The organism is Parasynechococcus sp. (assembly GCF_045559935.1).
Classification (GTDB): domain Bacteria; phylum Cyanobacteriota; class Cyanobacteriia; order PCC-6307; family Cyanobiaceae; genus Parasynechococcus.
In genome coordinates, this window is sequence record NZ_JBJLJL010000008.1 from 748668 (window position 1) to 774608 (window position 25941).

Below are 25941 nucleotides of genomic sequence, written 5' to 3' on the forward strand. Positions count from 1 at the left end.
GCGGGACGATGGCAGTCTCGCCGGAATGCCCTGTGACAGACGATCTCCCCCGCGTGGCCGTGGTGATGGGCAGCGATTCCGACCTGCCCACCATGGAGCCCGCAGCCGCGATCCTGCGGCAGCTTGGCGTTGAGGTTGAGGTTCGGGTGCTGTCGGCCCACCGCACCCCTCAGGCCATGATCGATTTCGCGGAAGGTGCCCGTGGGCGGGGCATCCGCGTCATCGTTGCCGGCGCCGGTGGTGCCGCCCATCTGCCGGGGATGGTGGCATCGCTCACGACCCTGCCGGTGATCGGAGTTCCGGTGCAGAGCAAAGCTCTCTCCGGCGCGGACTCCCTGCATTCGATCGTGCAGATGCCCGGCGGCATTCCCGTCGCCACGGTCGCCATCGGCGGAGGTCTCAATGGCGGTCTGCTCGCCGCTCAGATCCTTGCGGTTGAAGATGAGCAGCTTGCCATCCGGCTGGCGGATCACCGCCGCGGTCTGCACGATGCAGTGGTTGCCAAAGATGCCCGCCTTCAGGAGCAGGGCAGTGCGGCGTACCTGATGTCCATGAACCAGCCCTCGCCCTGAATGATGTCCTGGCCCGGTTGGTTGCGAGTCGGTCTTGCTCTGCCGCTGTTGGGCCTCAATGCCTTTGTGCTCAAACGGGTTCTGGTGCAGTTCGCCCCGTTTCCAGGTCTGTTTCTCACAGCGGCTCTGATCGCTTTTCTGCTGGATCTTCCCTGCCGCTGGTTGATGGCACGGGGCTTCAGTCGCAGCCTGTCGATCGCGGCGGTGGTGCTGGTCAGTGTCGGACTGCTCGTGTTTGCGGCCGTGGAGCTGGTGCCGCTGCTGATCGAGCAGCTGAGTCAGCTGATCAGTGCTGCGCCGTCCCTGCTGGCGGCGGCCGAACAACTGATCAACAGGGGCCAGGCCTGGGCGGTGGACCGCGGTCTGCCCGCTGATTTCGCGGATCTCAGCAGCGACCTTGTCACCCAGCTGAGTCGGGTGGTCACCCAGCTCAGCCAGCGTCTGCTGGCGATCCTCGGTGCCACGGTCGGCACGACCATCAACACCGTGATCGTTCTGGTGCTGGCTGTGTTTCTGCTGCTGGGGGGGGATTCGATCACCCAGGGGCTCGCCCGCTGGTTGCCGGAGCGCTGGCGTGATCTGGTGATCACGACCCTGGAGCGCACCTTCCGGGGGTACTTCGCCGGGCAGGTGGTCCTTGCCCTGATCCTCAGCGCCGGTCAGCTGGTGGTGTTTTCCGTCCTGAACATCCCCTACGGCGTGCTGTTCGCCGTGCTGATCGGTTTCACGACGCTGATCCCCTATGCCAGTGCGATCACGATCGTGCTGGTCAGCGCCATTCTCGGAATCCAGGATCCGCGCACCGGTCTGGAGCTGCTGGTTGCGGCGATCCTGGTGGGCCAGGTGGTGGATCAGGTGATCCAGCCGCGCTTGATGGGAAGCATCGTGGGGCTCCAGCCCGCCTGGCTGCTGATTTCGCTTCCCCTCGGAGCGCGCATCGGGGCCATCAACGGGCTGGGAGAACTGCTGGGATTGCTGTTGGCGGTTCCCGTCGCCAGTTGCATCAAATCGCTGGCTGATGCGATGCAACAGGAATCACCCCCCGCGACTGCAGGGCGTTGATCACCAGGGCGACGGACTGGGAGAGCTCCTGAGCACCGGTGTCGATGGTCAGTTCCGGATGTTCCGGGGCCTCGTAGGGGCTGGAGATTCCGGTGAACTCCTTGATCACCCCAGCGCGTGCCTTGGCATACAGGCCCTTGGGATCGCGGGATTCACACACGTCGAGGTCCGCGGCGCAGTGGATCTCGAAGAAATCTCCGTCCTCGACCAAGGCGCGGGCCTTGTCACGGTCAGCGCGGAAGGGGGAGACGAAGGCGGTCAGAACGATCACACCGGAGTCGAGAAACAGCTTGGCCACCTCGCCGATGCGGCGGATGTTCTCCTCACGGTCGGCATCGGAGAAGCCGAGGTCTTTGCACAATCCATGGCGCACGTTGTCTCCGTCGAGGACGTACGTGGCCAGCCCCTGTTCGAACAGAGCGGCATTCACCGCGTTGGCCAGGGTGCTCTTGCCCGACCCGGAGAGCCCTGTGAACCAGAGGATGGCGCTGCGGTGCCCCCGCTGTTCAGCCCGGGCTGAACGGTCCACCGACGCCTCGTGCCAGACGATGTTGGAGGCCTTGGGGGTAGCAGCGGTCATCACCACGGGCTCAAGTGGCGGCCATTCTCCCTTAACCCCCCGCCCGTTTCGGCCGGTAGCCCTCGGCCTTCAGCAAGTCCAGTGCCAGGTCCACCTGATCGCCCTGCAGTTCGATCACGCCGTCTCTTGCTGTGCCGCCGCTGCCGATGCGGGTCTTGAGCTTCTTCAGCAGTGCCTTGAGGCCGCTCGCGTCCAGCTCCAGACCGCGGATCATCGTCACCGTCTTGCCCCCCTTGCCGCCGCGGGTCGGCTGCACCCGCACCATCTGATCGGCTTTCGGCCGGGGCTCCGCCGACGGACCACTGGGCCGCTGCAGACTGTCGGCGCTGCTGAATTCCTGCCAGCCGCCCTTCGGCATCCGCCTTTCGCAATCGCTCTCATTGTCGATGACCAATGCCGCCGCCACTCCCCGCTGGGCGGACTCCAGCCGAGGGCTGGGCCGTTTGATCGAGCTGCTGATCGGGATCGGGTTGCTGCGCCGGCCGCTGTTCTTTCAGGCCCGGCAGCTGATCATCCGCACCGCCGAGCGCAGCGGCATTCCCTGGCGAGCCCGTCGCGAGGAGCTGCGTCAGGCCGCTGCACCGCTGCTGGAGTCGAGCACCACCACTGGTCTCACGCCACCGGCCTACTACCGCGCCCGCTTCCACGCCTATGAGCAGGGCAATCTCTGCTGGCAGGCCGCAGCGGAGGCGGAGCAGGCCACCGATGCCATGGCCCTGCGGGTCTGGCCCGACGACGATCTGACCCCAGCCCAGGCCCAGACGCGTCTGCGGGATGCCATCCATGCTGCTGTTCAGCCCTTGCTGCAGGGCCCGATCCGCCGAGTCGTGGATCTGGGCTGTTCTGTGGGGGTCAGCACCCAGGCGCTCGCCATCTGGCTGAATCAGCGGGCTGATGCCGCCGGGTTCGATCGCCCGACTGTGATCGGTCTGGATCTCTCACCCGACATGCTCGCGGTGGCCAGGGTGCGCGACAGCCAGGGACTGGTGGCCGAGTGGTGCCATGGCGCTGCCGAGAGCACCGGATTCGAATCGGGGTCCGTCGATCTGATCAGCCTGCAGTTCGTCTGCCATGAGCTGCCGCAGCAGGCGACCCACGCCGTCCTCGCCGAAGCAGGACGGCTGCTGCGTCCAGGCGGGGTGCTGGTGATGGTGGATCAGGATCCTGCCTCCTCTGTTCTTCAGCGGTTGCCGGCGCCGGTGGCCACGCTGTTGAAAAGCACGGAGCCATACATCGAGCAATATTTCGCCCTCGATATGCCGGCGGCGTTGCAGCAGGCCGGGTTTCGGGATCAGAGCATCCGTGCCTGCGACCCGCGGCATCGCGTGATCGCCTGCTTACGCTGACCCAACGCTCCACCGTGGATCCGTGACCAGCACCCTGCCCCCCACCAGCACTCCGGATCCATCCAGCCTGCAGCCATCGGTGCGTCCCGGAGCCCACGGTCGATTCGGTCGTTTCGGTGGCCAGTACGTTCCCGAAACACTCATGCCTGCTCTGGCGGAGCTGGAGCAGGCGGCCGCCCAGGCCTGGAATGATCCCGCCTTCACCGCCGAGCTGAACCAGCTGCTGAAGAACTACGTCGGTCGGGCCACACCGCTGTACGAGGCCGAGCGTCTCACCGCCCACTACCGACGCAGTGACGGTGGCCCTCGCATCTGGCTGAAACGTGAGGACCTCAACCACACGGGTGCTCACAAGATCAACAACGCCCTGGGTCAGGCCCTGCTGGCCCTGCGCATGGGCAAGAAGCGGATCATCGCCGAAACAGGCGCCGGTCAGCATGGTGTGGCCACAGCCACCGTCTGCGCCCGCTTCGGCCTGGACTGCATCATCTACATGGGCGCGGAGGACATGCGCCGTCAGGCTCTGAACGTTTTCCGGATGCGTCTTCTGGGGGCCACGGTGCAACCGGTGACCGCTGGCACCGCCACGCTCAAGGACGCCACCAGCGAAGCGATCCGCGACTGGGTCACGAATGTGGAAACCACCCACTACATCCTCGGATCCGTCGCCGGTCCGCACCCCTACCCGATGCTGGTGCGTGATTTTCATGCGGTGATCGGTCAGGAGGCCAAGCAGCAGTGCCAGGAGGCCTTCGGTCGCCTTCCCGATGTGCTTCTGGCCTGCGTCGGTGGTGGCTCCAATGCGATGGGACTCTTCCACCCCTTTGTGCAGGACACCTCCGTTCGGTTGATCGGCGTGGAGGCCGCTGGTGATGGCGTCGACACCGGTCGTCACGCCGCCACCATCACCGAGGGGCGGGCGGGCGTGCTGCATGGCGCCATGAGTCTGCTGCTCCAGGACGGAGACGGACAGGTTCAGGAAGCCCACTCCATCAGTGCTGGACTGGATTACCCCGGTGTCGGCCCCGAGCACAGCTATCTGCGGGAGATCGGTCGGGCTGAGTACGGCGCCGTCACCGATCAGCAGGCGCTCGATGCCCTGCGTCTGGTCAGCGAACTGGAGGGCATCATTCCGGCCCTGGAGACCGCCCATGCCTTCGCCTGGCTGGACACCCTCTGCCCCACGCTTCCCGAGGGCAGCGAGATCGTGATCAACTGCTCCGGTCGCGGCGACAAGGACGTCAACACCGTGGCGGAGAAGCTGGGGGACCAGCTCTGAGGCCGCGGTCGCTCAGCTGAGCAACAGCTCAAGGTGGCGTGCCACCCGCTGGACAGCAGCTTTCGCCGTGGCGTAGGCCATTCGCATCGGTCCCACCAGGGCCACCTGTCCGATGCCCTCGGATCCACATCGGTAGGGAGCCTGAACGACCGAGCAGGTCTGGAGAGCGGTATGGGGATGCTCCTCACCGATCCAGACCCGGGCCTGACTTCCCTGATTGACCAGCGCTTCGGGACGCTCATCGATCAGTTCCAGAAGCGGTCGCAGATCACTGGCGCTGTGGAATTCGGGTTCTGCCGCAAGGCGCGAAAATCCGTGCACCACCGTCGGTTCGCCGCCGGTCGGCGTGGGTTGATCCAGGGCGCTGCGCAGCACGCCTCCGCTTCGTTGCAGCTGTGGCGGCAAGGCATCCCAGTTCAGAGTCCCCTGTTCCAGCTGCCGATCGGTCCAGCGCTCCATCGCCGCCAGTTCCTCGGCAGCTCCATGGGGAAGCCTCAGGTTGAGGTGGCTGGCCCGGCCGCTGTCCTCCACCAGCAGCACCAGAAGCCTGTCTCCGCTCCTCACCAGCCGCACCGCTTCCAGCTGATTGCGGGGAGGGGCCGGCCGGGTGATCAGACTCATCAGCCCTGTGAAGTCCGTCAGTCGTCGCGCCAGTTGCAGCAGCAGATCGTCGAGGGCCGCCCAGCGCAGGCTGAGGCCCGCCAGCTCCCGTTCCAGCAGCTGCACCGCTGACCCGGGTTCCGGCAGCAGGCAGTCGACGTAGTGGCGGTAGCCCAGCGGGCTGGGAACCCGTCCGGCGGAGGTGTGCGGCTGCGTCAGCAGTCCGCGCTGCTCAAGAACGCCCATCGCGGACCGCACCGTGGCGGAGCTTGCGGGAATGCCGAAGCGTTGCACCAGGGTGCGGCTGCCCACGGGTTCGATCGTGTCCACATAGTGGTGGACCGTCGCCTGCAGCACCTGTCGTTGTCGGGCGGACAGGGGCTTCATCAGTAACGGGGCACCTGTGAATCCACCTGCACGCTCCAGGCGTCGATACCGCCCTCAAGGTTCCACACCTCTCCGTGCCTCTTCTGTTCCAACAGCCACAGGCCGAAATGCTGGCTGCGCACACCGGCATGGCACAGCACCACCACGGGGCGGTCGGCCGGAAGTCGCGAAGGAACCGTGTCGAGCCAGTCCCCGGAACGGCTCAGCGGCAGATGAACCACCGCAGCCGGGAAAGGCGCGATGGCCAGTTCGGCGTCTTCCCGCACGTCCACCAGCTGCGGAGGGTTGTCGCCACTTTCGATCCATCGCTGCAGCTCCGCAGCGGTGATCGGTCGGGGATGAAGGTTTGCCATGGCGCCATTCTGCGGCGATGGACAAAGATGAAGTCACACGATGTTGCAGGCCCATGAAGGCCCGCCCCTTCCTGAGTGCGCTGATCGCAGTGCTGCTCTCCCTGCTGCTGATCACGCTCGGCGTGCTGTGGGCCATGGACCGCCGCAGCCCGCTCCGCTTGGCGGAGGCGTCGCCGGAGCTGCCTCGTGCTGCCCGGTTTGTGCCACGTCAGGCGGCCCTTTCCCTTCATTGGCTGGCGGATCCGTCCCGTCTGCCGGCCTATGTCCAGGCGGTGGCTCCCGCATCGGAACGACGACAGGCGCGAGACGCCGCGCGGCGCTGGCGCGAGGGCGTCTTCGCTCTGGCAGGCCTGGATTACGACTCTGAGCTGGCCTCCTGGCTCGGCTCGGATGTCAGCCTCACCCTGCTGGATGCCGACGGATCCGGATCCGATCCCGGCTGGATCCTGGCTCTCTCCAGCCGCAGCAGCGATGGCGCCCGACTGTTTCTGCAGCGTTTCTGGCAAACCCGCAGCCTGGCCGGGACCGACCTGCAGGTGACCAGCTACCGCGGCATGGGTCTGATCAGTGGCCGTGGGGCTTTGCAGGGCAGGGCTCCGGTTCCTCTGGCCACGACGCTGATCGATGACGATCTGCTGCTGCTCGCGTCCGGTCGCGGCGTGCTGGAACAGGCCCTGGATGTGTCTCAACTGCAGGATCAGCACCAGCTGGGGGATGCGCAGTTGCAGCGTCAGCTGAAGGAGCTGGGTCAGGGGGTCGCCCTGATGACCGTGTCTCCCGCAGCTCTGCAGCACTGGTTCCAGCTGCCGGCGGCCCTTGCCGACCGGCCTGATCTGGAGGGGCTCGTGGCCCGGCTGCATCCGGACGGTCGTGATCTGGCGGTGGATGGTCTGCTGCGTTTCCGCGGCCCTCTGGACAGTGCCTCCTGGGCACCGGCCGATGGGCTGATTCCCGCAGCGGTCGGACGCCCCGTTTGGCTGGCGCAGCTGCAGGATCCTGGTCGTCTGATCCGTGCCGACGATGACCACCCCTTGGTGCAGTGGGTGGGTCCCCTGCTTCGGCACGTCCTCTCCGATCAGCCCGCGGCGGGTCAGATCGCTCGCCTTGATGACGGACCGCTGCTGTGGTTGCAGCAGGCGGAGAGCTGGCTGCTGGCCACCCGTCCTGGCCATCCGACCCGGTCATCGCTGAACGAGCGATTGCAGGAGGAGGGGCTGGCCCGCTCCGAGCTCTCCGGAGACGGCGAAACGCTGCAGGTCTGGACGCGGCTGGTGCGTCAGCGAGGACGCGGAGAGGGGCTGGATGCCCAGCTCGCCGTCGCCAGTGCCGGTGAGGCGGATCTCGACTGGTGGGGAGATTCCCTGGCCGCGCTGGAGCGTCGCAGGGAATCGCGAGGCATCTCGGATCGTCAGAACCAGTGGCGTGCCCTTCAAGGGGCCGAAGCGGCCAGTCAGTCCTTGCTGCTGGCGGATCAACCGGCCCGCAGCCTGCTGGGCCGCTGGTACCCGTGGAGGCTGGTGCAGGCACTCTCGGGTGATCCGCTTCAGGCGAGGGTCAAAGGTCTCGCCCTGGCGCTCGAAAGTGATCACAACGATGGGAACCGCTCCGTGCTGCCGATGCATGCCCGCCTCGAACTCGGTTGAGCTGCTGCTGTTGCGGCATGGCATCGCTGAGGAGCGTCCCGGTGGGCTGGATCATCCGGATCGGGCTCTCACCGCCCGGGGGCGCCAGCGGACCCGGGCCGTCATCGACGCACTCGTGTCCCGCGGCCTCTGTGTTGACCGCTTGATCACCAGTCCCTACCGGCGGGCACTGGAGACCGCGCAGATCGCCTGCGATGCCGGCCTCAGCCCTCAGCTGGAGCCGCACCCCAGGCTTCAGCCCGGTGGTGCGGCCGCCTCTCTGGTGCAGGCCTTGAGCGGGCGGGTCGGCTTGGTGGGCCATGAGCCTGATCTCAGCGATCTGGCCTGCTCCCTGCTGGGTCTGGTGCCGGGCTCTCTGGCGCTGCGCAAGGCCGGAGTCATCCAACTGCAAGGTTCCGGCGGGAGCTGGCAGCTGCAGGCCCTGCTGCGGCCTGGACTGCTGCTGGGCTCAGACGCTCCGGCTTAGGTTGCCAGCAGCGGCATCGAGGCGTTGGCACAGCAGCAGTCCGGCGAACTGCGCCATGCGCGCACCGGAATCGAACTTCGGCCCGGCCTGGACGGTGTTCCGGCCACCCAGTCCGCCATCTGCGACATCGATGGTCAGAAGGGCCTGCTCACCTACCGGGGGATCCCGGTGGATGACATGGCGGCCAACAGCAGTTTTCTCGAAACCGCGTTCCTGTTGATCTGGGGTGAGCTGCCCACGCGCGATCAGCTCGAGGCCTTCGAGCACCAGGTGCAGATGCACCGGCGGGTGAGCTTCCGGGTGAGGGACATGATGAAGTGCTTCCCGGCCTCCGGCCATCCGATGGACGCGCTGCAGTCGAGCGCCGCCTCGTTGGGACTGTTCTATTCCCGGCGGGCGATCGATGACCCGCAGTACATCTATGACGCCGTGGTCAGGCTGATCGCCAAGATCCCGACGATGGTGGCGGCTTTTCAGCTCATCCGGAAGGGTCAGGATCCGATCCAGCCCCGGGACGACCTGGCCTACTCCGCCAATTTCCTCTACATGCTCACGGAGCGGGAGCCGGACCCCCTGGCCGCCCGGATCTTCGATCGCTGCCTGATCCTGCACGCCGAGCACAGCCTCAACGCCAGCACCTTCAGCGCCCGCGTCACCGCCAGCACCCTCACCGACCCGTACGCCGTGGTGGCGTCTGCCGTGGGCACCTTGGCCGGCCCATTGCATGGAGGTGCCAACGAGGATGTACTCGCCATGCTCGAGCAGATCGGCGCAGCGGAGAACGCCGGCGACTACCTCGATGAGGCGATGGCCGCGAAGCGGAAGATCATGGGGTTCGGCCATCGTGAATACAGGGTGAAGGATCCCCGCGCCGTGATCCTCCAGGTTCTCGCTGAGGAGATGTTCGCCCGTTTCGGCCATGACGGCCTCTACGACGTGGCACGGGGGCTGGAGGTGGCGGCCGAGTCCCGACTGGGGGCCAAGGGCATTTACCCCAACGTCGATTTCTATTCCGGGCTTGTGTACCGCAAGCTCGGAATTCCCCGGGATCTGTTCACACCGGTGTTCGCTATCGCGCGGGTGGCCGGCTGGCTCGCCCACTGGCGTGAGCAACTCGGTGCCAACCGTATTTTCCGGCCCTCGCAGATCTATTCAGGCTCCGAACCACGCTCCTGGACGCCCATCAGTGAGCGTGAACCGGCTGCGGCCGCCTAAGTTGCAGGCACTTCCGACGACACCATGGTGAGCCCGGGACTGGACCTGGAATCGAGTTTCAGTCAGGCCCTCGAAGGCCTGGGACTCTCAGCGGACGTGGCCCGTCTGCTCTGGCTTCCTCTGCCGATGCTGCTGGTGCTGATCGCAGCGGTGGTCGGCGTGCTGGTGTCCGTCTGGCTGGAGCGAAAGATCTCCGCCGCCGTCCAGCAGCGCATCGGACCCGAGTACGCCGGTGCCCTCGGTGTTCTTCAGCCGCTGGCTGACGGCCTCAAGCTGCTGGTGAAGGAGGACATCATTCCGGCGCGGGCCGACAGTCTCCTGTTCACGCTTGGGCCAGTGCTGGTGGTGATCCCGGTGATCATCTCCTGGCTGATCATCCCCTTCGGCCAGAACCTGCTGATCAGCAACGTCGGCGTCGGCATTTTTCTCTGGATCGCCTTCAGCAGCATCCAACCCATCGGCCTGCTGATGAGTGGCTATGCCTCCAACAACAAGTACTCCCTGTTGGGTGGACTGCGCGCCGCCGCTCAGTCGATCAGCTACGAGATTCCCCTGGCATTGGCTGTGCTGGCCATCGTGATGATGAGCAACTCGCTCAGCACCGTTGACATCGTCAGTCAGCAGACGGGGGCTGGCATTCTCAGCTGGAACATCTGGCGTCAGCCGGTGGGCTTCCTGATCTTCTGGATCTGTGCCCTGGCCGAATGTGAGCGACTTCCCTTCGACCTTCCTGAAGCAGAGGAAGAACTGGTGGCGGGCTACCAGACCGAGTACGCCGGCATGAAATTCGCCCTCTTCTATCTGGCTGGATACATCAACCTCGTGCTCTCGGCAGTGCTGGTTTCAGTGCTGTATCTGGGTGGCTGGGGTTTCCCGATCCCCGTGGAATGGCTGGCTGGTTGGCTCGGGCAATCCGTGGATGCCCCGGTGGTTCAGGTGATCACCGGTTCCGTCGGCATCGTGATGACCGTGCTGAAGGCCTATCTGCTGGTGTTCGTGGCCATCCTCCTGCGTTGGACCACCCCACGGGTCCGCATCGATCAACTCCTGGATTTGGGCTGGAAGTTCCTCCTGCCTCTCGCTCTTGTGAACCTTCTGGTGACTGCCGCCCTCAAGCTGGCCTTCCCTGTCGCTTTCGGCGGCTGACCTGAACCTCCTTAAAGGTCCTGTGCCGTCATCATGGGCGCAGGCTTTTCACATCCTTCCTCTTCACCAGCCCTCGATCCATGTTCGGATTCCTCAGACAGGTCGGCGACTACACCCGCGATGCGGTGGATGCGGCCCGCAATCTGGCCCAGGGATTCGCGGTCACCTTCGATCACATGAAGCGCCGTCCGGTGACGGTGCAATACCCCTACGAGAAGTTGATCCCGTCCGAGCGTTATCGCGGACGGATCCACTACGAGTTCGACAAGTGCATCGCCTGTGAGGTGTGCGTCCGGGTCTGTCCGATCAACCTGCCGGTGGTCGACTGGGTGATGAACAAAGCCACCAAGAAGAAGGAGCTGCGGAACTATTCCATCGATTTCGGTGTCTGCATCTTCTGCGGCAACTGCGTTGAGTACTGCCCCACCAACTGCCTGTCGATGACCGAGGAGTACGAGCTGGCGGCTTTCGATCGCCACAGCCTCAACTACGACAACGTCGCGCTCGGCCGTCTGCCCACCAGCGTCACCACCGATCCTTCGGTCCAGCCGCTGCGCGAGCTGGCGTACCTGCCCGCCGGTGAAATGTCCCCTCACGGTGTGGCGGCGGATCGCCCCAGAGCCGGTCGTCTGCCTGCCGAAGTGCTCGAATCAATGGCACCGCCCGCAGGCGAGGATGCGGGAGAATCCTCCGTGGATGCCAAGCAGGGGGACGCATGACCATCGCCGGAACCACGGAGCTGATCTGTTTCCTGGCGTTGTCCGCCGTCGTTGTGATCGGTGCGGTCGGAGTCGTGCTGCTCAGCAACATCGTTTACTCAGCATTCCTGCTGGGGGGCGTGTTCATGGCGGTGGCAGGCCTGTACCTGCTGCTCAATGCCAGCTTCGTGGCCGCCGCTCAGGTGCTGGTCTACGTCGGTGCGATCAATGTGCTGATCCTGTTCGCGATCATGCTCGTCAACAAGCGCGAGGATCTCAAGGCGATCGATCGACTGAATCTCCGTCGCCTTGTCTCCGGCGGTGTCTGCGCGGCTCTCCTGGCTCTGCTGGTTCGAGTTGTGGTCACCACTCCATGGTCTCTGCCCGGCCCGCCGGCGATCGGTGAGGAAGCGACCGCACGCATCGGCGAACACCTGTTCACCGATTACCTGCTGCCCTTCGAACTGGCTTCAGTGCTGCTGCTGATGGCCATGATCGGAGCCATCGTTCTGGCTCGGCGTGATGTCCTCGCCACCGATGTCGCCACCGGTGAGGTGGCCGATCAAGGCCTGATCGAAAAGGCCCGTACACCTCTGCTGCTTGAGCGGCGGTCCTCCCCCTGATCCGAACCGAATGATGTCCGAGCTGCTCAACGGATTGCCGTCTCTTCAGGCCTATCTGCTGCTGGCCGCGATGCTGTTCTGCATCGGCGTCTGGGGCCTGATCAACAGCCGCAATGCTGTTCGGGTGCTGATGAGCATCGAGCTGATGCTCAATGCGGTCAACATCAACCTGATGGCCTTTTCCTCCTACGTCGACGGTGACCTCATCCGGGGTCAGGTGTTCGCCGTGTTCGTGATCACCGTGGCAGCGGCCGAGGCGGCCGTCGGTCTGGCGATTCTGCTGTCGCTTTACCGCAACAGGGTTACGGTTGATATGGAACAGTTCAATCTGCTCCGCTGGTAACGGCGGACCACCGGTTCGATGCGTCTCGAGCGGGTCTGGGTGATCTATCGGGCAGAGAGTCAGCCTGCTCAGAGGGAAGCCCGTCAGTGCGCCCGAGAGCTCAAGGAGATGGGTGTCGAGGTGGTGACCGCCATGTCGGGAGCCCGGGTGAACCCCTTCCCGGGCCTGCTGGCCATGGAGGAGCCGATGCCGGACCTGGCCGTGGTGCTCGGAGGAGATGGCACGGTGCTCGGGGCTGCCCGTCATCTTGCGGTGCATGAGATCCCGATTCTGTGCATCAATGTGGGCGGCCATCTGGGTTTCCTGACCCACGACCGCCGGGTTCTGCGTGGGGACGAGATCTGGCAGCGGCTGCTGAACGATCAATACGCCATCGAGCGCCGGATGATGCTCCAGGCGATGGTGGACCGTCGCTGCGCGGAGGAGCGAGCTGATTCCCCGGCTCCTCTGCTTCAGCCGGATCTGGAGGATGACGAAGAGCATCACTGGGCTCTCAATGATTTCTACCTGCGGGCCTACCGGGATGAGATCTCTCCCACATGCACCCTGGAGCTGGAGATCGATGGTGAGGTGGTCGATCAGATGCGCGGCGATGGGCTGATCCTCTCCACTCCCACAGGATCCACCGGCTATGCGCTCGCGGCCGGTGGACCGATCCTGCACCCAGGCATCGACGCCATCGTCGTGGCACCGATCTGCCCGATGAGCCTCTCCAGCCGCACGCTGGTGGTGCCTCCGAGAGCCAGGCTGGTGATCTGGCCGCTGGGCCACGCCGATCACCGCGTCAAACTCTGGAAGGACGGGGTCGGCTGCACCGTGATCGAACCGGGTGAATGCTGTGTGGTGCATCAGGCCCGGCACCATGCGCAGATGGTGCAGCTGGATCAGAGTCCCTCCTACTACCGCACCCTCGCCCGCAAGCTGCACTGGGCCAGCAGTCTCACGGCCTCGCAGCCATCGCAGAACTGATCATGGGTCTGGAGATCGAGCGCCGCTTTCTGGTCACGGATGACGGCTGGACATCCCACGCCGGGCCCCCTCAGCCTCTGCGGCAGGGATATCTGGCCTCCAGTGCCGAGGGCATCACGGTGCGCATGCGTCTGAGGGGTGAGGATCAGGCCTGGCTGACCCTCAAGGCTTCAGCGGATCCAAGTGGGATCGCGCGTCATGAATTTGAGTACGGCATCCCCGTCTCTGATGCCGAGGATCTGTGGCGGCTCGCGCCTCATCGGCTCGAAAAAATCCGTTATGCCCTCGATCTTCCAGGTGGGGAGTGGGTGGTCGACTGTTTTGCAGAAGCCAATGCGCCCCTGGTGCTGGCCGAAGTGGAGCTGACGCGGGCGGATGACGCTCTGGAGATCCCGGCCTGGTGCGGCAGGGAGGTGACGGGACAGGCCCGTTGGTCCAATGCCGTCCTCGCCAGCGACCCGCTGCAGAGTTGGGGTGCTGAGGAGAGGCAGCTCTGGGGATTCCGCTGAAGGTCCTGGAAGTTTCTTTGGATTTCCTTTAGGTTCAGGGGAATCCGGGCCGTGTCCATGGTGGGCCTCTACGACAGGCAAGGAATGCTCCGCTTCGTCGGCAGCAGCATCGATGCCTGCCTGGATTACGCGGCCCTGTTCGAGATCCCCCTGATCCCCTGCTCGCTGCAGTCCTTACCGGAGCCGATGATTCCTTCCGTCAGGATCCGAGGGACTCGGCATCTGGAAGGGCACAGCAATTGAATCCATCGCGGCAGATCTTGCCGTTGTCCATCGCCCAGTTCAGCAGCGCCACGCGGTTCTTGGATCCGGTCTTCGTGAAGACGTTGCTGACGTGGTTGTCGACCGTGCGTTTGCTGATCGTCAGTCGATCGGCGATTTCCTGGTTTGTCAGCCCTTCCGCCACCAGTTCAATGATTTCGATCTCCCGACCGGACAGGGCGATCTTGAGGGGATCCGTAGCGTCGGCGGATGACATGGTCCGGTCCCCCGTTTCCGCCATGTTAGGTCCGTGAAAGAACCTAATCCTGCATAGTGGGGCGCGGAAGCGGATCAAGGTTTGACGACGGCGCTGCAGCGCACGCTCCAAGCAGGGAATCTGGCGATCACCGCTGAGGTGATGCCTCCCCGCGGTGGGGATGCCTCTCACACGCTGGCCATGGCGGATTACCTGAAAGGGCGGGTGCACGCTGTGAATGTCACCGACGGAAGCAGGGCGGTGATGCGGATGAGCAGCCTTGCCGTGTGCAGGCTGCTGCTGGAGAAAGGCCTGGAACCTGTGCTCCAGCTGGCTTGCCGGGATCGCAACCGCATCGCTTTGCAGGGGGATCTGCTGGGGGCCCATGCCCTTGGGATCCACAACCTTCTCTGTCTCACCGGTGATCCGGTGCGGGCCGGCGACCAGGCCGATGCACGTCCGGTCAATGAGTTCGAGTCGGTGAAGCTGCTGCGTCAGGTGTCCGCCTTCAACAGCGGAGAGGATCCGGTCCAGGGAACCCTGGCGGATGGAGCCACCCAGCTGTTCGCGGGCTGTGCGGCCGACCCCCAGTCGCGCAGCTGGAGCGGGCTGCAGCGGAGGCTTCAGCGCAAGCACGATGCCGGTGCCCGCTTCGTTCAGACCCAGATGGTGATGGACGCAGCTGCGCTGGAGCGGTTCCAGCGGGAGCTGGCTGGTCCGTTGCAGTTGCCTGTCCTGGCCGGGGTTTTCCTGCTGAAGTCAGCCAAGAACGCCCGCTTCATCAACCGCGTCGTGCCAGGTGCCTGCATCCCGGACGATCTCATCGCTCGCCTCGAAGCGGCGGCTGATCCGGCGATGGAGGGGGTGGCGATCGCCGCCGAACAGGTGAAGCGTTATCTGGGCATCGTTCAGGGGGTCCACCTGATGGCGATCAAAGCCGAGCAGCGGATCCCGCTGATCCTTGATCAGGCCGGCATCAGCATCAGCTCGCTGCCGGGGTGAGGTCGGTTCCGAGCAGTTCCGCCATCGCTTTCTGCTGCGGGGAGGGCTCCACCAGGTCCTGTCGGCGGGCATCGGTGATCAACCAGTCCAGGGCTGCTTCCTGCAGATCGAAGTGGTTGCCGTCCTTGCCGACGCAGTAACGGCCGAACACCAGCTTTTCCAACAGCTGCACCCCAGCTCCGATGCGGGAGTAATCAAAGATGATCGAGTTATCGACCACAGCGCCCTCGCAGATGTGGCAGCTGGGCCCGATCATCGACGGCCCGATGATCGTCGCGCCATCCTCGATCTTGGTCATGCCCCCCACATAGACGGGGCCCTGAACATGAATCTTGTCCCAGTTGGCCGCCACGTTGAGACCGGTGTAAACCCCTGGGCTGACTTCCTTTCCGGGGATGCCCACCTGACGCACTTCACCCAGCAGCACGCTGCGGATCGCCTGCCAGTAGTCGGGGACCTTGCCGATGTCCACCCATTCGAAGTCCATCGGGATCGCGTAGAACGGCGCTCCGATTTCGGCCAGTTTCGGGAACAGATCCGAGCCGATGTCGAAGGACACACCGGAGGGGATGTGTTCGAAGATCTGGGGCTCGAAAATGTAGATGCCGGTGTTGATGGTGTCGCTGAGGGCCTCCTCGACCTTCGGCTTCTCCTGGAAGTGTGAGATGCGGTCCTTCTCGTCCGTCACCACCACGCCGTAGCTGCTCACCTGGTCCTTCGGCACCCGCTTGGTCACCAGGCTGGCCAGCGCTCCTTTTTCACGATGCCGCCGAACCGCTTCAGTGAGGTCCAGGTCGATCAATGCATCCCCGCAGAGCACCACAAAGGTGTCATCAAAGAAGTTCTGGAAGTCCTGGATCTTCTTGAGTCCTCCGGCGGAGCCCATGGCGTTGCCGATCAGTTCGCCGTCCTCGATGCAGCCTTCGAAGCTGTACGCGATCTCCACCCCGAAGCGTTGACCGTCCCGGAAATAATTCTCGATCTCCTCGGCCAGGTGCGACACATTGACCATCACCTCCTTGAAACCGTGCTCCTTGAGCAGTTCAAGCAGAAACTCCATCACCGGCTTCTGCAGGATCGGGATCATCGGCTTCGGGATCACATGGGTGATCGGTTGAACCCTGGTTCCCTTGCCAGCCGCCAGGATCATCGCCTTCATCGGCGTCGCGGACATCACAGGATGCTGAAGATTAAACCGTGTGTCAGGCGGCCACGACACTCCGGGTCGGCGATGTGGCTGGCACCTCGAGTCGACTGAGGGGCAGCTGGGTCATGGAGCCCGGTTCCGGGATCCTCCGCAGCCGCAGCGGACCGTGCAGCCATCCCGTCTGCTCCAGTTCCACCTTGCCCTGAGAGGACAGAAACAGCAGCGCCCAGAACACGCCGACCCGATCCGTGTCGAGGTCCGCAGCGGCCACGTCGCCCCAGTGCTCCACCAGTCGATCGAAGTCGACCCAGGCCAGGCAACTCTCCCACTTCTGCAGGGCCATGCCGAGAGCAGCCGTGGTCTCCGGCAGCTTTTCGCGGTGGGCCAGGCTTGCCACCTGGGCGATGGCTTCACGGTTGCTGTAGCGCTTCTGACGTTGACGGCGGCGTTGCAGCAGGTCATCCGATTCCAGCTGCTCGGCGATCGTCTCCAGCTGTTCGATCAGCTCTCCGAGGGTGACGGGCCGGCGCAGCGGAGGCGGTGCCACGGGGCGGCGCTGCAGATGGCGCTCAGGCCGACGCGGCAGATTGAAGGATGGATCCAGCCAGCCCTGGTCCTCGAATTCCGCCTCGAAATGGTCCTCCACCTCGGGTGGTGGAGGCAGCATGCTGATTTCCAGCATTTCCGCTTTCAGTCCCACCAGCACGGAAGCGGCCAGGAATGCTTCGCTGCTGTCGGCCAGATCCCGTTCGTAACTTCCGCCCCGCCCTGCGATCACGGCGGCGACCTGTCCTGGCACCTCGATGCGTTGACGCAGTTGATCCAGAAAGCCGTCCACGACGGCGATCACATCAACATCCCAGGGATCGAGATCTCCCCGCTCAGCAGCGTCCTGCAGCAGTCGGATCGCCAGACGGGCACCGGCATCGGCTCCAGTGGTCGGTCCAACCTGGGACAACAGATCACGATCGCTGGCTGAACCGTATCGATCAGCTGCTGCTTAGGCCAGTGGGCAGCGGCGATTCGCCTCAATCGGCAACGCCGGGCTCATCGTCCTGGCTGCTGCTGCTCACGGTGGTGGCAGGCAGCAGACCCAGCTGTGTTTCCACCGTTGAGCGGTAGCGGTTCAGATCGGTTTCCAGTTCCTGGATGCGCACCTGCTGGGCTTCGAATTCGCTGGCCTTGCTGAACTGCTCCACGTTGTTGAGCATTCCGGTCCAGGCAGCGAAGAACCAGGCGGAGATCGCTCCGATTCCGGCCACGAGCAGCAGGAGCCCCGCCAGAGGCAGGGTGTGATTCACCCCTGGAAGGATGTGGACTGTTGTTGGCTCGGTGTTCTCCAGGGTGAAGAACACCATCAGCAGGCCAAAGGCGAAGATCAGGCCGAAATTGATCTGGCGCATGGCGAGCGTCTGGCGGTGAACGGTCAGAACTTACGGACTTCCGACGTCAGTGGTGCAGTCCTCGACACTTGTTCACGCAGCAGGCAGGGCAGGGGCCTGCAGCCGCTCGCCACCCGCCATGGCCGGGACCGCCAGGGGCTGATTGCGGATCAGCGGAGCTGATGGCTGGCTGATCCGTTCCATGGCACCGAGATCCCGGCTCACGAGCGCTTCGATCGAGGTGCGGTAGCTGTCGGTCATCAGCCGTGGGTAGAGGCCGATGCCGATGATCGGCACCAGCAGGCAGCCGATGATGTACACCTCGCGGGGCTCTGCATCGACCAGGTTGGTGTGCGAGGTGAGTTCCTGCTTCTCCTTGCCGAAGAAGATCTCCCGCAGCATCGACAGCAGGTAGATCGGCGTCAGGATCACGCCCACGGCCGCCAAGCCGCAGATCACCACGCGGAAGGGCAGGGTGTAGGCCTCATCGGTGGCGAAGCCCGCGAAGACCATCAGTTCGCTGACGAAACCGCTCATGCCGGGTAGCGCCAGAGAGGCCAGTGCGCAGACGGTCCAGAGGGCGAACATGATGCGCATCTTCTGGCCGATGCCGCCCATCTCATCCAGCTGAAGCGTATGGGTGCGGTCGTAGGTGGCGCCGACCAGGAAGAACAGGCTGGCACCGATCAGGCCATGGCTGATCATCTGCAGCATCGCGCCGCTGGTGCCGAGGGCACTGAAACTGCCGATGCCGATCAGCACGAACCCCATGTGACTGATGGAGCTGTACGCGATCTTTCGCTTCAGGTTCCGCTGGGCGAAGGAGGTCAGCGCCGCATAGATGATGTTGACCACCCCGAGCACGATCAGCAGTGGTGCGAACTGGGCGTGAGCGGCCGGCAGCAGCTCGCAGTTGAAGCGCAGCAGGGCGTAGCCGCCCATCTTCAGCAGGATGCCGGCCAGCAGCATGTGCACCGGAGCTGTGGCCTCGCCATGGGCATCCGGCAGCCAGGTGTGCAGGGGGACGATCGGCAGCTTGACGCCGAAGGCGATCAGCAGACCGGCGTAACAGAGCAACTGGAAACCGGTGCCGAACTCCTTGGCTGCCAGGGCTGTGTATTCGAAGCTGGGAGTGCCGCCGCCGAAAAAGCCCATGGCAAGAGCCGCGAGCAGGATGAACAGCGAGCTGCCTGCGGTGTAAAGGATGAACTTGGTGGCGGCGTACTGACGTTTCTTGCCACCCCAGATGGCCAGAAGCAGATAGACGGGAATCAGCTCCAGCTCCCAGGCCAGGAAGAACAGCAGCATGTCCTGGACGGCGAAGACAGCGATCTGGCCGCCATCCATGGCCAGGAGCAGGAAATAGAACAGACGCGGCTTGAAGGTCACCGGCCAGGCCGCCAGACAGGCGAGCGAGGTGATGAAGCTGGTGAGCAGGATCAATGGCATGGAAAGGCCATCAGCGCCCACCGCCCAGGTGAGTCCGAGATCCGGAAGCCAGTTCACCCGTTCGGAGAGCTGCAGACCGCTGATGCTCGGGTCGTAGCCGTAGAGATAGGCAGCCACCGTGATCAGGAAGGTGATCAGGGTGATGCCCAGCGCGTACCAGCGCACCTGCTTGCCATCTCCGGCATCAGGGATGAACGGGACCAGCAGGGCTCCAACGATCGGGAAGAGAATCGACAGGCTGAGCCAAGGGACAGTCGCATTCACGGGGTCAGCCACCCCGGCGACAGCAAACTCGATCACGGGCGTCCAGGACCACCACTGGATGGACTGTAGAAATCACATCGGTGCTGTCATCACCTCGATAGGCGATGACACACACAGTGGGCTCCGGTTCGGGTCGCAGACTCAGGCCGTTGGAGCTCCGAGAACACCGAAAAGCACCACCAGGGCGATCACTCCGGCGAACACGATCAGGGCATAGAACTGAGCGCGGCCATTCTCGAGATACTTCAGTCCCTCACCACTGCCCAGGGTGAGCAGGCCGGTGAGGTTCACAACGCCGTCCACCACCTTGGCGTCCACTTCCAGCACCTCACGGGCCAGTTTTCGGCTCCCTCGCACGAACAACTTCTCGTTGATCGCATCGAGATACCACTTGTTGGCCAGGAAGGCATTGAGGCTGGGCACCCGCGCTGCAACAGCGGATCCGAGATCGATGCGGTGCAGGGCGTAAGCCAGCACGGCGATCGTGATGCCGGCCGCGGAGATCGCCACGGAGGCTCCTGCCAGAGGCAGGAACTCCTCCCAGCTGAACTGTTCGGCCATCTCGGCCGCTTCCTCGGGATTGAGCAGTCCGGCGAAGCGGCTGTTCCAGGGAGTGCCCACCAGTCCGATCAGCACGGAGGGCACCGCGAGCACGGCCAGAGGCAGCGTCATCGACCAGGGGGACTCATGCAGGCTGCCCGCATGGTGAGCGTGGTCCGTATCGAGGGACTGACCAGCGGCCGCCATCAGCTCAGCCTGCAACTGCTGATCTTCCCCGCGGAACTCCCCCTCGAAGGTGAGGAAGTACAGCCGGAACATATAGAAGGCGGTCATTCCAGCGGTCAGGAATCCCACCAGCCACAGCACTGGGTAGCTGTTGAAGGCCTGACCGAGGATCTCGTCCTTGCTCCAGAAGCCCGCCAGAGGCGGGATGCCGCTGATGGCGATGCAGCCGATCAGAAAGGTGATCGCCGTGATCGGCATCTTGCGGCGCAGTCCGCCCATCAGTCGCATGTCCTGCGCCAGGATCGGTTCGTGCCCGACCACGTCCTCCATGGCGTGGATCACGGAGCCTGAACCCAGGAACAGCATCGCCTTGAAGAAGGCGTGGGTCACCAGGTGGAACATGCCGGCCACAGGGGCGCCGCATCCCATCGCCAGCATCATGTAGCCCAGCTGGGACACGGTGCTGTAGGCCAGCCCTTTCTTGAGATCCATCTGGGTGAGGGCGATCGAAGCCCCCAGGAAGCAGGTGATCGTCCCGACCACTGCCACCACCAGCTGGACACTCGGGAACTGGATGTAGAGGGGTTCCAGTCGGGCCACAAGGAAGACGCCCGCCGCCACCATCGTCGCTGCATGGATCAGGGCCGAGATGGGAGTGGGTCCCTCCATGGCATCCGGCAGCCAGACGTGCAGCGGAAACTGCGCCGATTTGGCCATCGGCCCCATGAACACCAGCAGGCAGAGCAGCAGAGCAGCCCATGGGGCGACGCTGCCGTTGGCCAGTCCCTGTTGAAGACCATCGGCGATGCCCTGGAAATCGAAACTGCCGGTGGCCCAGAACAAGCCGAGGATCCCGAGCAACAGACCGAAGTCACCGACCCGGTTCACCACGAAGGCTTTCTGCGCGGCGTGGGCTGCACCGTCGCGGTCGTACCAGAACCCGACAAGCAGATAGGAACACATGCCCACCAGCTCCCAGAACACATAGATCTCGAGCAGGTTCGGGCTGATGATCAGCCCCAGCATCGAGCTGCTGAACAGGGCCAGGTAGGTGAAGAAGCGGACATAGCCCTTGTCGTGGGCCATGTAGCCATGGGAATAGACCATCACCAGCAGAGCGATGGTGGTCACCAGGGCCAGCATCACGGCGCCGAGCGAATCCACCACGTACCCCATCGGCAGGCTGAAGCTGCCGGCGCTGGCCCAGATGAAGAGATGTTCCACCGGAGCGGCACCGGCCAGCTGATCGGCGAGAACGGCATAGCTGAGGACTGCCGCTGCACCGACACAGCTGATCAGCAACAGTGCCACCGGCTTGCGCAGCCTGTTGATGGTGCGGTTGAAACTGATCAGTCCGAGACCGGTGATCACAGCCCCCAGCAGGGGCAGAACAGGGATCAGCCAGGCGAGTTCGGCGGCCGTGGACATCCGCTCCAGGCAGGAATGACCGGAGTGTAGGCAGCTCAGCCCAGCAGACTCTCGAGTGCTGAGTTGCGCACCGATGCCGCTGCCGTGGAGATGAAGCGGTGGGCCCACCAGAACACACCTACCGCGATCACGATGCCGAGCTGCGCGGGGCGGAGAAATTCGCTCCAGGCCAGAGGCTGGCGTCCGTCCAGCACAGCCAGAAAAGGCACCACCGACGTGCTGGCCTTCAGCTCCTCGAACGCTTCGCCGAAGCGGGCGCGCAGACGGCGATCGCCGTGCCAGACGGCGAATAAATGATGTCCGATCAGCCCGACGCAGGTGACGAGCATGAAACTGCTGCCGATCCACAGGGCATGGGTCACGCACCAGAGGATCTGTCCCACCGCCTGGGGGTGCCGGGAGATGCGGATGATCCCTGTGGCGTAGAGGCGAACCTGCGGTTTCAGCACCGCCGGAATCTCCAGCAGGTTGTACGTCGCGGGGTAGAGAAACAGGAAGCTGATGGCCGTGCCGATCCACACCAGCGGGACCATTCCAGGGACCCCCTGAAGATTCCAGAGGCGGATGCCGTCGTAGCGATGCGCCAGGAACCAGCCGATCACAACAACGGCGGATGGAATGCTCACGGCCGCGAAGATCAATCGCCAGGCCCGGGCTCCGATGCGCTCTTCCGCCCGGCTGCGGAGCGCAGCGCCGCCACTGTGGATCAGGGCGAAGAGCAGCAGCAGCACCAGCATCACCAGGCTGCTGTGGTGATCGGTCATCGGATCAGGCCGAACGGTCAGCGTTGATTCTGTGGGGTGGCAGGGCCGCCCCTACAGTTCCACCGCCGTTATCGGGCCACCATGGCCGATCTGCCGTTCACGCTTGATCAGCTGCGCATCCTGCGGGCGATCGTCAGCGAGGGCAGCTTCAAGAAGGCCGCGGACAGTCTTTACGTCACGCAACCGGCTGTCAGCCTGCAGATTCAGAACCTCGAGAAGCAGCTGGAGGTGTCTCTGTTCGATCGGGGCGGACGCAAGGCCCAGCTCACCGAGGCCGGTCACCTGTTGCTGAGTTACTGCGATCGCATCCTCAGCCAGTGCCATGAGGCCTGCCGCGCCCTCGATGACCTCCACAACCTCAGGGGGGGGTCGCTGATCGTCGGCGCCAGCCAGACCACGGGGACCTATCTGATGCCGCGGATGATCGGTCTTTTCCGTCAGAAGTATCCCGATGTGGCGGTGCAGCTGCAGGTCCACAGCACCCGCCGCACCGGCTGGAGCGTGGCCAACGGTCAGATCGACCTGGCGATCATCGGCGGAGAGTTGCCGCCGGAACTGAACGAGCTGCTGCAGGTTGTGCCTTATGCCAGCGACGAGCTGGCGCTGGTGCTGCCGGTGAAGCACCCCCTGGCCCGTCTCGTGGAGCTCACCAAGGAAGATCTCTACCGCCTCGGGTTCGTGTGCCTGGATGCTCAGTCCACCACCCGAAAGATGGTGGATCAGCTGCTGGCCCGCTCAGGCCTCGATGTGCAGAGACTGCGGATTGAGATGGAGCTCAATTCACTGGAGGCGATCAAGAATGCCGTTCAGGCTGGTCTCGGCGCCGCCTTCGTGCCTGTGGTGTCGATCGAGCGGGAGCTCGCCGCCGGAACGATTCACCGTCCGGTGGTGGCCGATCTGCAGGTGCGCCGTCAGTTGAAGCTGATCAGCCATCCAGCCCGCTACTGCTCGCGTGCCTCTGCGGCCTTCCGGCAGGACGTGCTGCCCGTGTTCGCCAGTCCGGACAGCCCGCTGAGGCAGATCAAGCAGCCTGCTGTTCCGGTGGTTCAGAACTGATCCGCCTCGGGGGTCAAGCCGACCGTGTCATCCGCCACACCCTTGGTGAGGAAACGGTTCTGGCTGATGTCTGTCTGGTAGACGCAACGGACGATGGGCTTGTCCCTGACCGAGCCGATGTAGGCGAACGTGTTCATCCGTTGTTTGCACTCCCGCTCCTGGTCAGAGGTGATCGCTCCCTCCTTGCGCAGCACGGACCAGTTCTCCCGACGGATCACGCATCCGGGCTGCAGGGTCGGCTGGGTGACGAAGCTGCTGGATGGGTTGAGAGTCGTGTACATCTCGATATCCATCACGAAGGCGCTCGCACCCCACTGACGGCAGAACTCCGGATCGGGCACGGCCATGTCCAGCTGCTGACTGCTGGCGATGTTGCCCTGATCTCCCTGTGTGGTGCTGGTGACGGCACTGCCGATGCCGATGCCCACGATCAGCACCCCGGCCAGAACAGCCGCGGTGAGGGTGTTGAAACTGAAACCCGGACCGCCGCCTCCAGGGCCGCCTCCCGGAGCGGGCGGGCGCCCGTAGCCGGCTCGGTCACGAGCCCCGGGCGGATAGCGGTCGTAACGGCTGTCCCGTGGATCGCGACTGTCCCGTGGCCCCCTGTCGTAACGGGACCGGTTCACAGGAGTTCGGGCGTGCGGGGCAGGCCCATCGAATAGTTCGTCACGCGTCCATCCGGGTTGTAGCTGAGCTCTCCTGCCTGCAGCAGCCGTCGGATCTCACCCTCCAGTTCCGTTCCGATGCGGCGGAGGCTGTAGTCGCTGAGTTCTCCTCCGGCAGAGGCATCCACAAGCCCCTTGAACCGCTGTTGAACGCACGTGAGGGCGCTGTCGCTCCAGATGAATTCATTGTCCGGATCGAGATCGAGGGTGAGCTGCTCGGGATCCGGCACGAGATCGTCGTTCTCCACCCGGGCCGTGAACAGACGCACGTGACGGGTGGTGCACTTCAGCAGGGTGTCAGCCATGACGCGCCGTCGGGTGGCATGACTTTAGGAAGCGACTGGACCGTCGGCCCTCTTAAGGTTGGTTTCAACTTTGAACCAGCCGCATGCGCGTCGCTATCGCCGGAGCCGGTCTTGCGGGTCTGTCCTGCGCCAAATATCTGGCAGATGCTGGCCATACCCCGATCGTGGTCGAGGCCCGCGATGTGCTCGGTGGCAAGGTGGCGGCCTGGAAGGACGAGGACGGTGACTGGTACGAGACCGGCCTTCACATCTTCTTCGGCGCCTACCCGAACATGCTGCAGCTGTTCAAGGAGCTGAACATCGAAGACCGGCTGCAGTGGAAGAGCCACTCGATGATCTTCAATCAGCCCGAGGAGCCCGGGACCTACAGCCGATTCGACTTTCCCGATCTGCCGGCCCCGGTCAATGGTGTTGCCGCCATCCTCGGCAACAACGACATGCTCACCTGGCCGGAGAAGATCAGCTTCGGCCTGGGTCTGGTGCCGGCCATGCTGCGGGGCCAGGGCTATGTCGAGGAGTGCGACAAGTACTCCTGGACCGAGTGGCTCAAGATCCACAACATCCCTGAACGGGTGAACGATGAGGTGTTCATCGCCATGAGCAAGGCGCTGAATTTCATCGATCCCGATGAAATCTCCGCCACCGTGGTGCTCACGGCCCTGAACCGGTTCCTGCAGGAGAAGAACGGCTCGCAGATGGCGTTTCTGGATGGTGCTCCGCCGGAGCGTCTGTGCCAGCCGGTGGTCGATTACGTCGAGAACCTCGGGGGTGAGGTGCACCTCGACAGTCCGCTGCGGGAGATCAAGCTCAATGACGACGGCTCCGTGGCGGCCTTCCACATCGGCGGCGTGAAGGGCAAGGACAGTTTCGATCTCACGGCTGATGCCTATGTGAGCGCCCTGCCGGTTGATCCCTTCAAGCTGCTGCTGCCGGAGCCCTGGAGGCAGATGGAGGTCTTCCAGAAGCTTGATGGGCTTCGCGGTGTCCCCGTCATCAACCTGCATCTCTGGTTCGATCGCAAGCTCACCGACATCGACCACCTGCTGTTCAGCCGCTCGCCTCTGCTCAGCGTCTACGCCGACATGAGCATCACCTGCAAGGAGTACGAAGATCCTGATCAGTCCATGCTGGAGCTGGTGTTCGCTCCTGCGAAGGACTGGATCGGCCGGCCTGACGAGGAGATCATCGAAGCGACCATGGGCGAGCTTCAGAAGCTCTTCCCGATGCACTTCGGGGGCGACAACCCCGCCACGCTGCGCAAGTCCAAGGTCGTGAAGACACCGCTGTCGGTGTACAAGACAACTCCGGGCTGCCAGCAGCTGCGTCCGGACCAGACCACCCCGATCAGGAACTTCTTCCTGGCTGGCGATTACACGATGCAGCGCTACCTGGCATCGATGGAGGGGGCGGTGCTCAGCGGCAAGCTCTGTGCCGGTGCTGTGGACCGCAAGCAGGATCAGCTGGCATCATCAACCTCTGTCAGCGAGCCGGTCGCGGCCTGAGTC

General features: G+C 64.1%; 30 protein-coding genes. 17 read left to right on the forward strand and 13 right to left on the reverse strand.

Features of this window, described 5'->3' with window-relative positions:
- Positions 1–8: 8 nt before the first annotated feature.
- Positions 9–572 carry a 5-(carboxyamino)imidazole ribonucleotide mutase gene (gene purE / locus ACJ0G7_RS08305; RefSeq protein ID WP_407395706.1) on the forward strand — a complete coding sequence of 188 codons (564 nt, stop codon included), beginning with the start codon at positions 9–11 and terminating at the stop codon, positions 570–572.
- Positions 573–1634, forward strand: a complete 1062-nt coding sequence (locus tag ACJ0G7_RS08310; protein ID WP_043693307.1) for an AI-2E family transporter — start codon at positions 573–575, stop codon at positions 1632–1634.
- Here the strand turns inward: ACJ0G7_RS08310 and cysC are convergent.
- Positions 1576–2214, reverse strand: coding sequence for an adenylyl-sulfate kinase (cysC, locus tag ACJ0G7_RS08315; RefSeq protein ID WP_043693304.1), 639 nt, complete (start codon positions 2212–2214; stop codon positions 1576–1578). The two genes, ACJ0G7_RS08310 and cysC, sit on opposite strands and share 59 nt — an antisense overlap.
- Before the next feature lie 31 nt (positions 2215–2245).
- Entirely contained in the window at positions 2246–2572 is a 327-nt protein-coding gene (locus tag ACJ0G7_RS08320; protein ID WP_043693300.1) for a translation initiation factor, read from the reverse strand.
- A 28-nt stretch (positions 2573–2600) separates the two neighbouring features.
- Here ACJ0G7_RS08320 and ACJ0G7_RS08325 point away from each other — a divergent pair, with 28 nt between their 5' ends.
- The gene (locus ACJ0G7_RS08325; protein WP_043693296.1) at positions 2601–3560 is read left to right on the forward strand and encodes a class I SAM-dependent methyltransferase; all 960 of its coding nucleotides are present in this window, start codon (positions 2601–2603) and stop codon (positions 3558–3560) included.
- Between the two features lie 22 nt (positions 3561–3582).
- On the forward strand, positions 3583–4839 hold the full coding sequence (trpB, locus tag ACJ0G7_RS08330) for a tryptophan synthase subunit beta (RefSeq protein WP_407395709.1): 1257 nt from the start codon (positions 3583–3585) through the stop codon (positions 4837–4839).
- A 12-nt stretch (positions 4840–4851) separates the two neighbouring features.
- Here the strand turns inward: trpB and ACJ0G7_RS08335 are convergent, their stop codons facing one another.
- Positions 4852–5826 (reverse strand): heat-inducible transcriptional repressor HrcA, encoded by a 975-nt coding sequence (locus ACJ0G7_RS08335; RefSeq protein WP_043693291.1) that lies wholly within the window; start codon positions 5824–5826, stop codon positions 4852–4854.
- Complete coding sequence (locus ACJ0G7_RS08340; RefSeq protein WP_043693288.1) at positions 5826–6179, reverse strand: rhodanese-like domain-containing protein; 354 nt, start codon at positions 6177–6179, stop codon at positions 5826–5828. Before ACJ0G7_RS08340 ends, ACJ0G7_RS08335 begins: the two co-directional genes overlap by 1 nt.
- 53 nt (positions 6180–6232) lie before the next feature.
- On the opposite strand from ACJ0G7_RS08340, the gene ACJ0G7_RS08345 reads away from it, so the two are divergent.
- The 10 genes from ACJ0G7_RS08345 (at position 6233) to ACJ0G7_RS08390 (ending at position 14034) form a co-directional block, all read left to right on the forward strand.
- Positions 6233–7822, forward strand: a complete 1590-nt coding sequence (locus ACJ0G7_RS08345; RefSeq protein ID WP_407395711.1) for a DUF3352 domain-containing protein — start codon at positions 6233–6235, stop codon at positions 7820–7822.
- Positions 7800–8288: a SixA phosphatase family protein gene (locus ACJ0G7_RS08350; protein WP_407395712.1), complete on the forward strand. Its 489-nt coding sequence runs from the start codon at positions 7800–7802 to the stop codon at positions 8286–8288. Before ACJ0G7_RS08345 ends, ACJ0G7_RS08350 begins: the two co-directional genes overlap by 23 nt.
- Positions 8289–8312: 24 nt before the next feature.
- Positions 8313–9503: a citrate synthase gene (locus tag ACJ0G7_RS08355; protein ID WP_407395713.1), complete on the forward strand. Its 1191-nt coding sequence runs from the start codon at positions 8313–8315 to the stop codon at positions 9501–9503.
- A gap of 27 nt (positions 9504–9530) precedes the next feature.
- The gene (nuoH, locus tag ACJ0G7_RS08360) at positions 9531–10649 is read left to right on the forward strand and encodes an NADH-quinone oxidoreductase subunit NuoH (RefSeq protein WP_173402162.1); all 1119 of its coding nucleotides are present in this window, start codon (positions 9531–9533) and stop codon (positions 10647–10649) included.
- Between the two features lie 80 nt (positions 10650–10729).
- Positions 10730–11368: an NAD(P)H-quinone oxidoreductase subunit I gene (gene ndhI / locus ACJ0G7_RS08365; RefSeq protein ID WP_043693271.1), complete on the forward strand. Its 639-nt coding sequence runs from the start codon at positions 10730–10732 to the stop codon at positions 11366–11368.
- A complete protein-coding gene (locus tag ACJ0G7_RS08370) occupies positions 11365–11970 on the forward strand; it encodes an NADH-quinone oxidoreductase subunit J (RefSeq protein ID WP_043693268.1) in 606 nt (201 codons plus the stop codon). Before ndhI ends, ACJ0G7_RS08370 begins: the two co-directional genes overlap by 4 nt.
- 13 nt (positions 11971–11983) lie before the next feature.
- A complete protein-coding gene (nuoK, locus tag ACJ0G7_RS08375; RefSeq protein ID WP_043693263.1) occupies positions 11984–12313 on the forward strand; it encodes an NADH-quinone oxidoreductase subunit NuoK in 330 nt (109 codons plus the stop codon).
- An 18-nt stretch (positions 12314–12331) separates the two neighbouring features.
- A complete protein-coding gene (locus tag ACJ0G7_RS08380; protein WP_043693261.1) occupies positions 12332–13282 on the forward strand; it encodes an NAD(+) kinase in 951 nt (316 codons plus the stop codon).
- A 2-nt stretch (positions 13283–13284) separates the two neighbouring features.
- Positions 13285–13791: a CYTH domain-containing protein gene (locus ACJ0G7_RS08385; protein ID WP_043693259.1), complete on the forward strand. Its 507-nt coding sequence runs from the start codon at positions 13285–13287 to the stop codon at positions 13789–13791.
- A gap of 57 nt (positions 13792–13848) precedes the next feature.
- On the forward strand, positions 13849–14034 hold the full coding sequence (locus tag ACJ0G7_RS08390) for a hypothetical protein (RefSeq protein WP_071839702.1): 186 nt from the start codon (positions 13849–13851) through the stop codon (positions 14032–14034).
- Here ACJ0G7_RS08390 and ACJ0G7_RS08395 read toward each other — a convergent pair.
- Positions 13991–14269: a helix-turn-helix transcriptional regulator gene (locus tag ACJ0G7_RS08395; protein ID WP_043697044.1), complete on the reverse strand. Its 279-nt coding sequence runs from the start codon at positions 14267–14269 to the stop codon at positions 13991–13993. The two genes, ACJ0G7_RS08390 and ACJ0G7_RS08395, sit on opposite strands and share 44 nt — an antisense overlap.
- Before the next feature lie 81 nt (positions 14270–14350).
- On the opposite strand from ACJ0G7_RS08395, the gene ACJ0G7_RS08400 reads away from it, so the two are divergent.
- Positions 14351–15250 (forward strand): methylenetetrahydrofolate reductase, encoded by a 900-nt coding sequence (locus ACJ0G7_RS08400; RefSeq protein WP_407395714.1) that lies wholly within the window; start codon positions 14351–14353, stop codon positions 15248–15250.
- On the opposite strand, the gene ACJ0G7_RS08405 is transcribed toward ACJ0G7_RS08400, so the two are convergent.
- From ACJ0G7_RS08405 to ACJ0G7_RS08430, 6 genes are all read right to left on the reverse strand, one after another.
- Positions 15231–16409 carry an NDP-sugar synthase gene (locus ACJ0G7_RS08405; protein WP_043693253.1) on the reverse strand — a complete coding sequence of 393 codons (1179 nt, stop codon included), beginning with the start codon at positions 16407–16409 and terminating at the stop codon, positions 15231–15233. The two genes, ACJ0G7_RS08400 and ACJ0G7_RS08405, sit on opposite strands and share 20 nt — an antisense overlap.
- Positions 16410–16452: 43 nt before the next feature.
- On the reverse strand, positions 16453–17355 hold the full coding sequence (locus ACJ0G7_RS08410; RefSeq protein ID WP_043693250.1) for a segregation/condensation protein A: 903 nt from the start codon (positions 17353–17355) through the stop codon (positions 16453–16455).
- Between the two features lie 70 nt (positions 17356–17425).
- Positions 17426–17800, reverse strand: a complete 375-nt coding sequence (locus ACJ0G7_RS08415; RefSeq protein WP_043693247.1) for a lipopolysaccharide assembly protein LapA domain-containing protein — start codon at positions 17798–17800, stop codon at positions 17426–17428.
- Positions 17801–17872: 72 nt separating this feature from the next.
- A complete protein-coding gene (locus ACJ0G7_RS08420; RefSeq protein ID WP_043693245.1) occupies positions 17873–19528 on the reverse strand; it encodes an NAD(P)H-quinone oxidoreductase subunit 4 in 1656 nt (551 codons plus the stop codon).
- 105 nt (positions 19529–19633) lie between these two features.
- The gene (locus tag ACJ0G7_RS08425) at positions 19634–21646 is read right to left on the reverse strand and encodes an NAD(P)H-quinone oxidoreductase subunit 5 (protein ID WP_407395717.1); all 2013 of its coding nucleotides are present in this window, start codon (positions 21644–21646) and stop codon (positions 19634–19636) included.
- Between the two features lie 35 nt (positions 21647–21681).
- A complete protein-coding gene (locus ACJ0G7_RS08430) occupies positions 21682–22410 on the reverse strand; it encodes an NnrU family protein (RefSeq protein WP_043693240.1) in 729 nt (242 codons plus the stop codon).
- Between the two features lie 81 nt (positions 22411–22491).
- On the opposite strand from ACJ0G7_RS08430, the gene ACJ0G7_RS08435 reads away from it, so the two are divergent.
- Complete coding sequence (locus ACJ0G7_RS08435; protein ID WP_043693236.1) at positions 22492–23466, forward strand: LysR family transcriptional regulator; 975 nt, start codon at positions 22492–22494, stop codon at positions 23464–23466.
- Here ACJ0G7_RS08435 and ACJ0G7_RS08440 read toward each other — a convergent pair.
- Both ACJ0G7_RS08440 and ACJ0G7_RS08445 read right to left on the reverse strand, forming a co-directional pair.
- Positions 23457–24092, reverse strand: coding sequence for a DUF3172 domain-containing protein (locus ACJ0G7_RS08440; protein ID WP_043693233.1), 636 nt, complete (start codon positions 24090–24092; stop codon positions 23457–23459). The two genes, ACJ0G7_RS08435 and ACJ0G7_RS08440, sit on opposite strands and share 10 nt — an antisense overlap.
- Entirely contained in the window at positions 24089–24436 is a 348-nt protein-coding gene (locus tag ACJ0G7_RS08445; RefSeq protein ID WP_043693228.1) for an NAD(P)H-quinone oxidoreductase subunit M, read from the reverse strand. The genes ACJ0G7_RS08440 and ACJ0G7_RS08445 overlap by 4 nt, the downstream gene beginning before the upstream one ends.
- An 83-nt stretch (positions 24437–24519) precedes the next feature.
- Between ACJ0G7_RS08445 and pds the strand changes: the two genes are divergently transcribed.
- Positions 24520–25938 (forward strand): 15-cis-phytoene desaturase, encoded by a 1419-nt coding sequence (gene pds / locus ACJ0G7_RS08450; protein ID WP_043693225.1) that lies wholly within the window; start codon positions 24520–24522, stop codon positions 25936–25938.
- Positions 25939–25941: the final 3 nt, after the last annotated feature.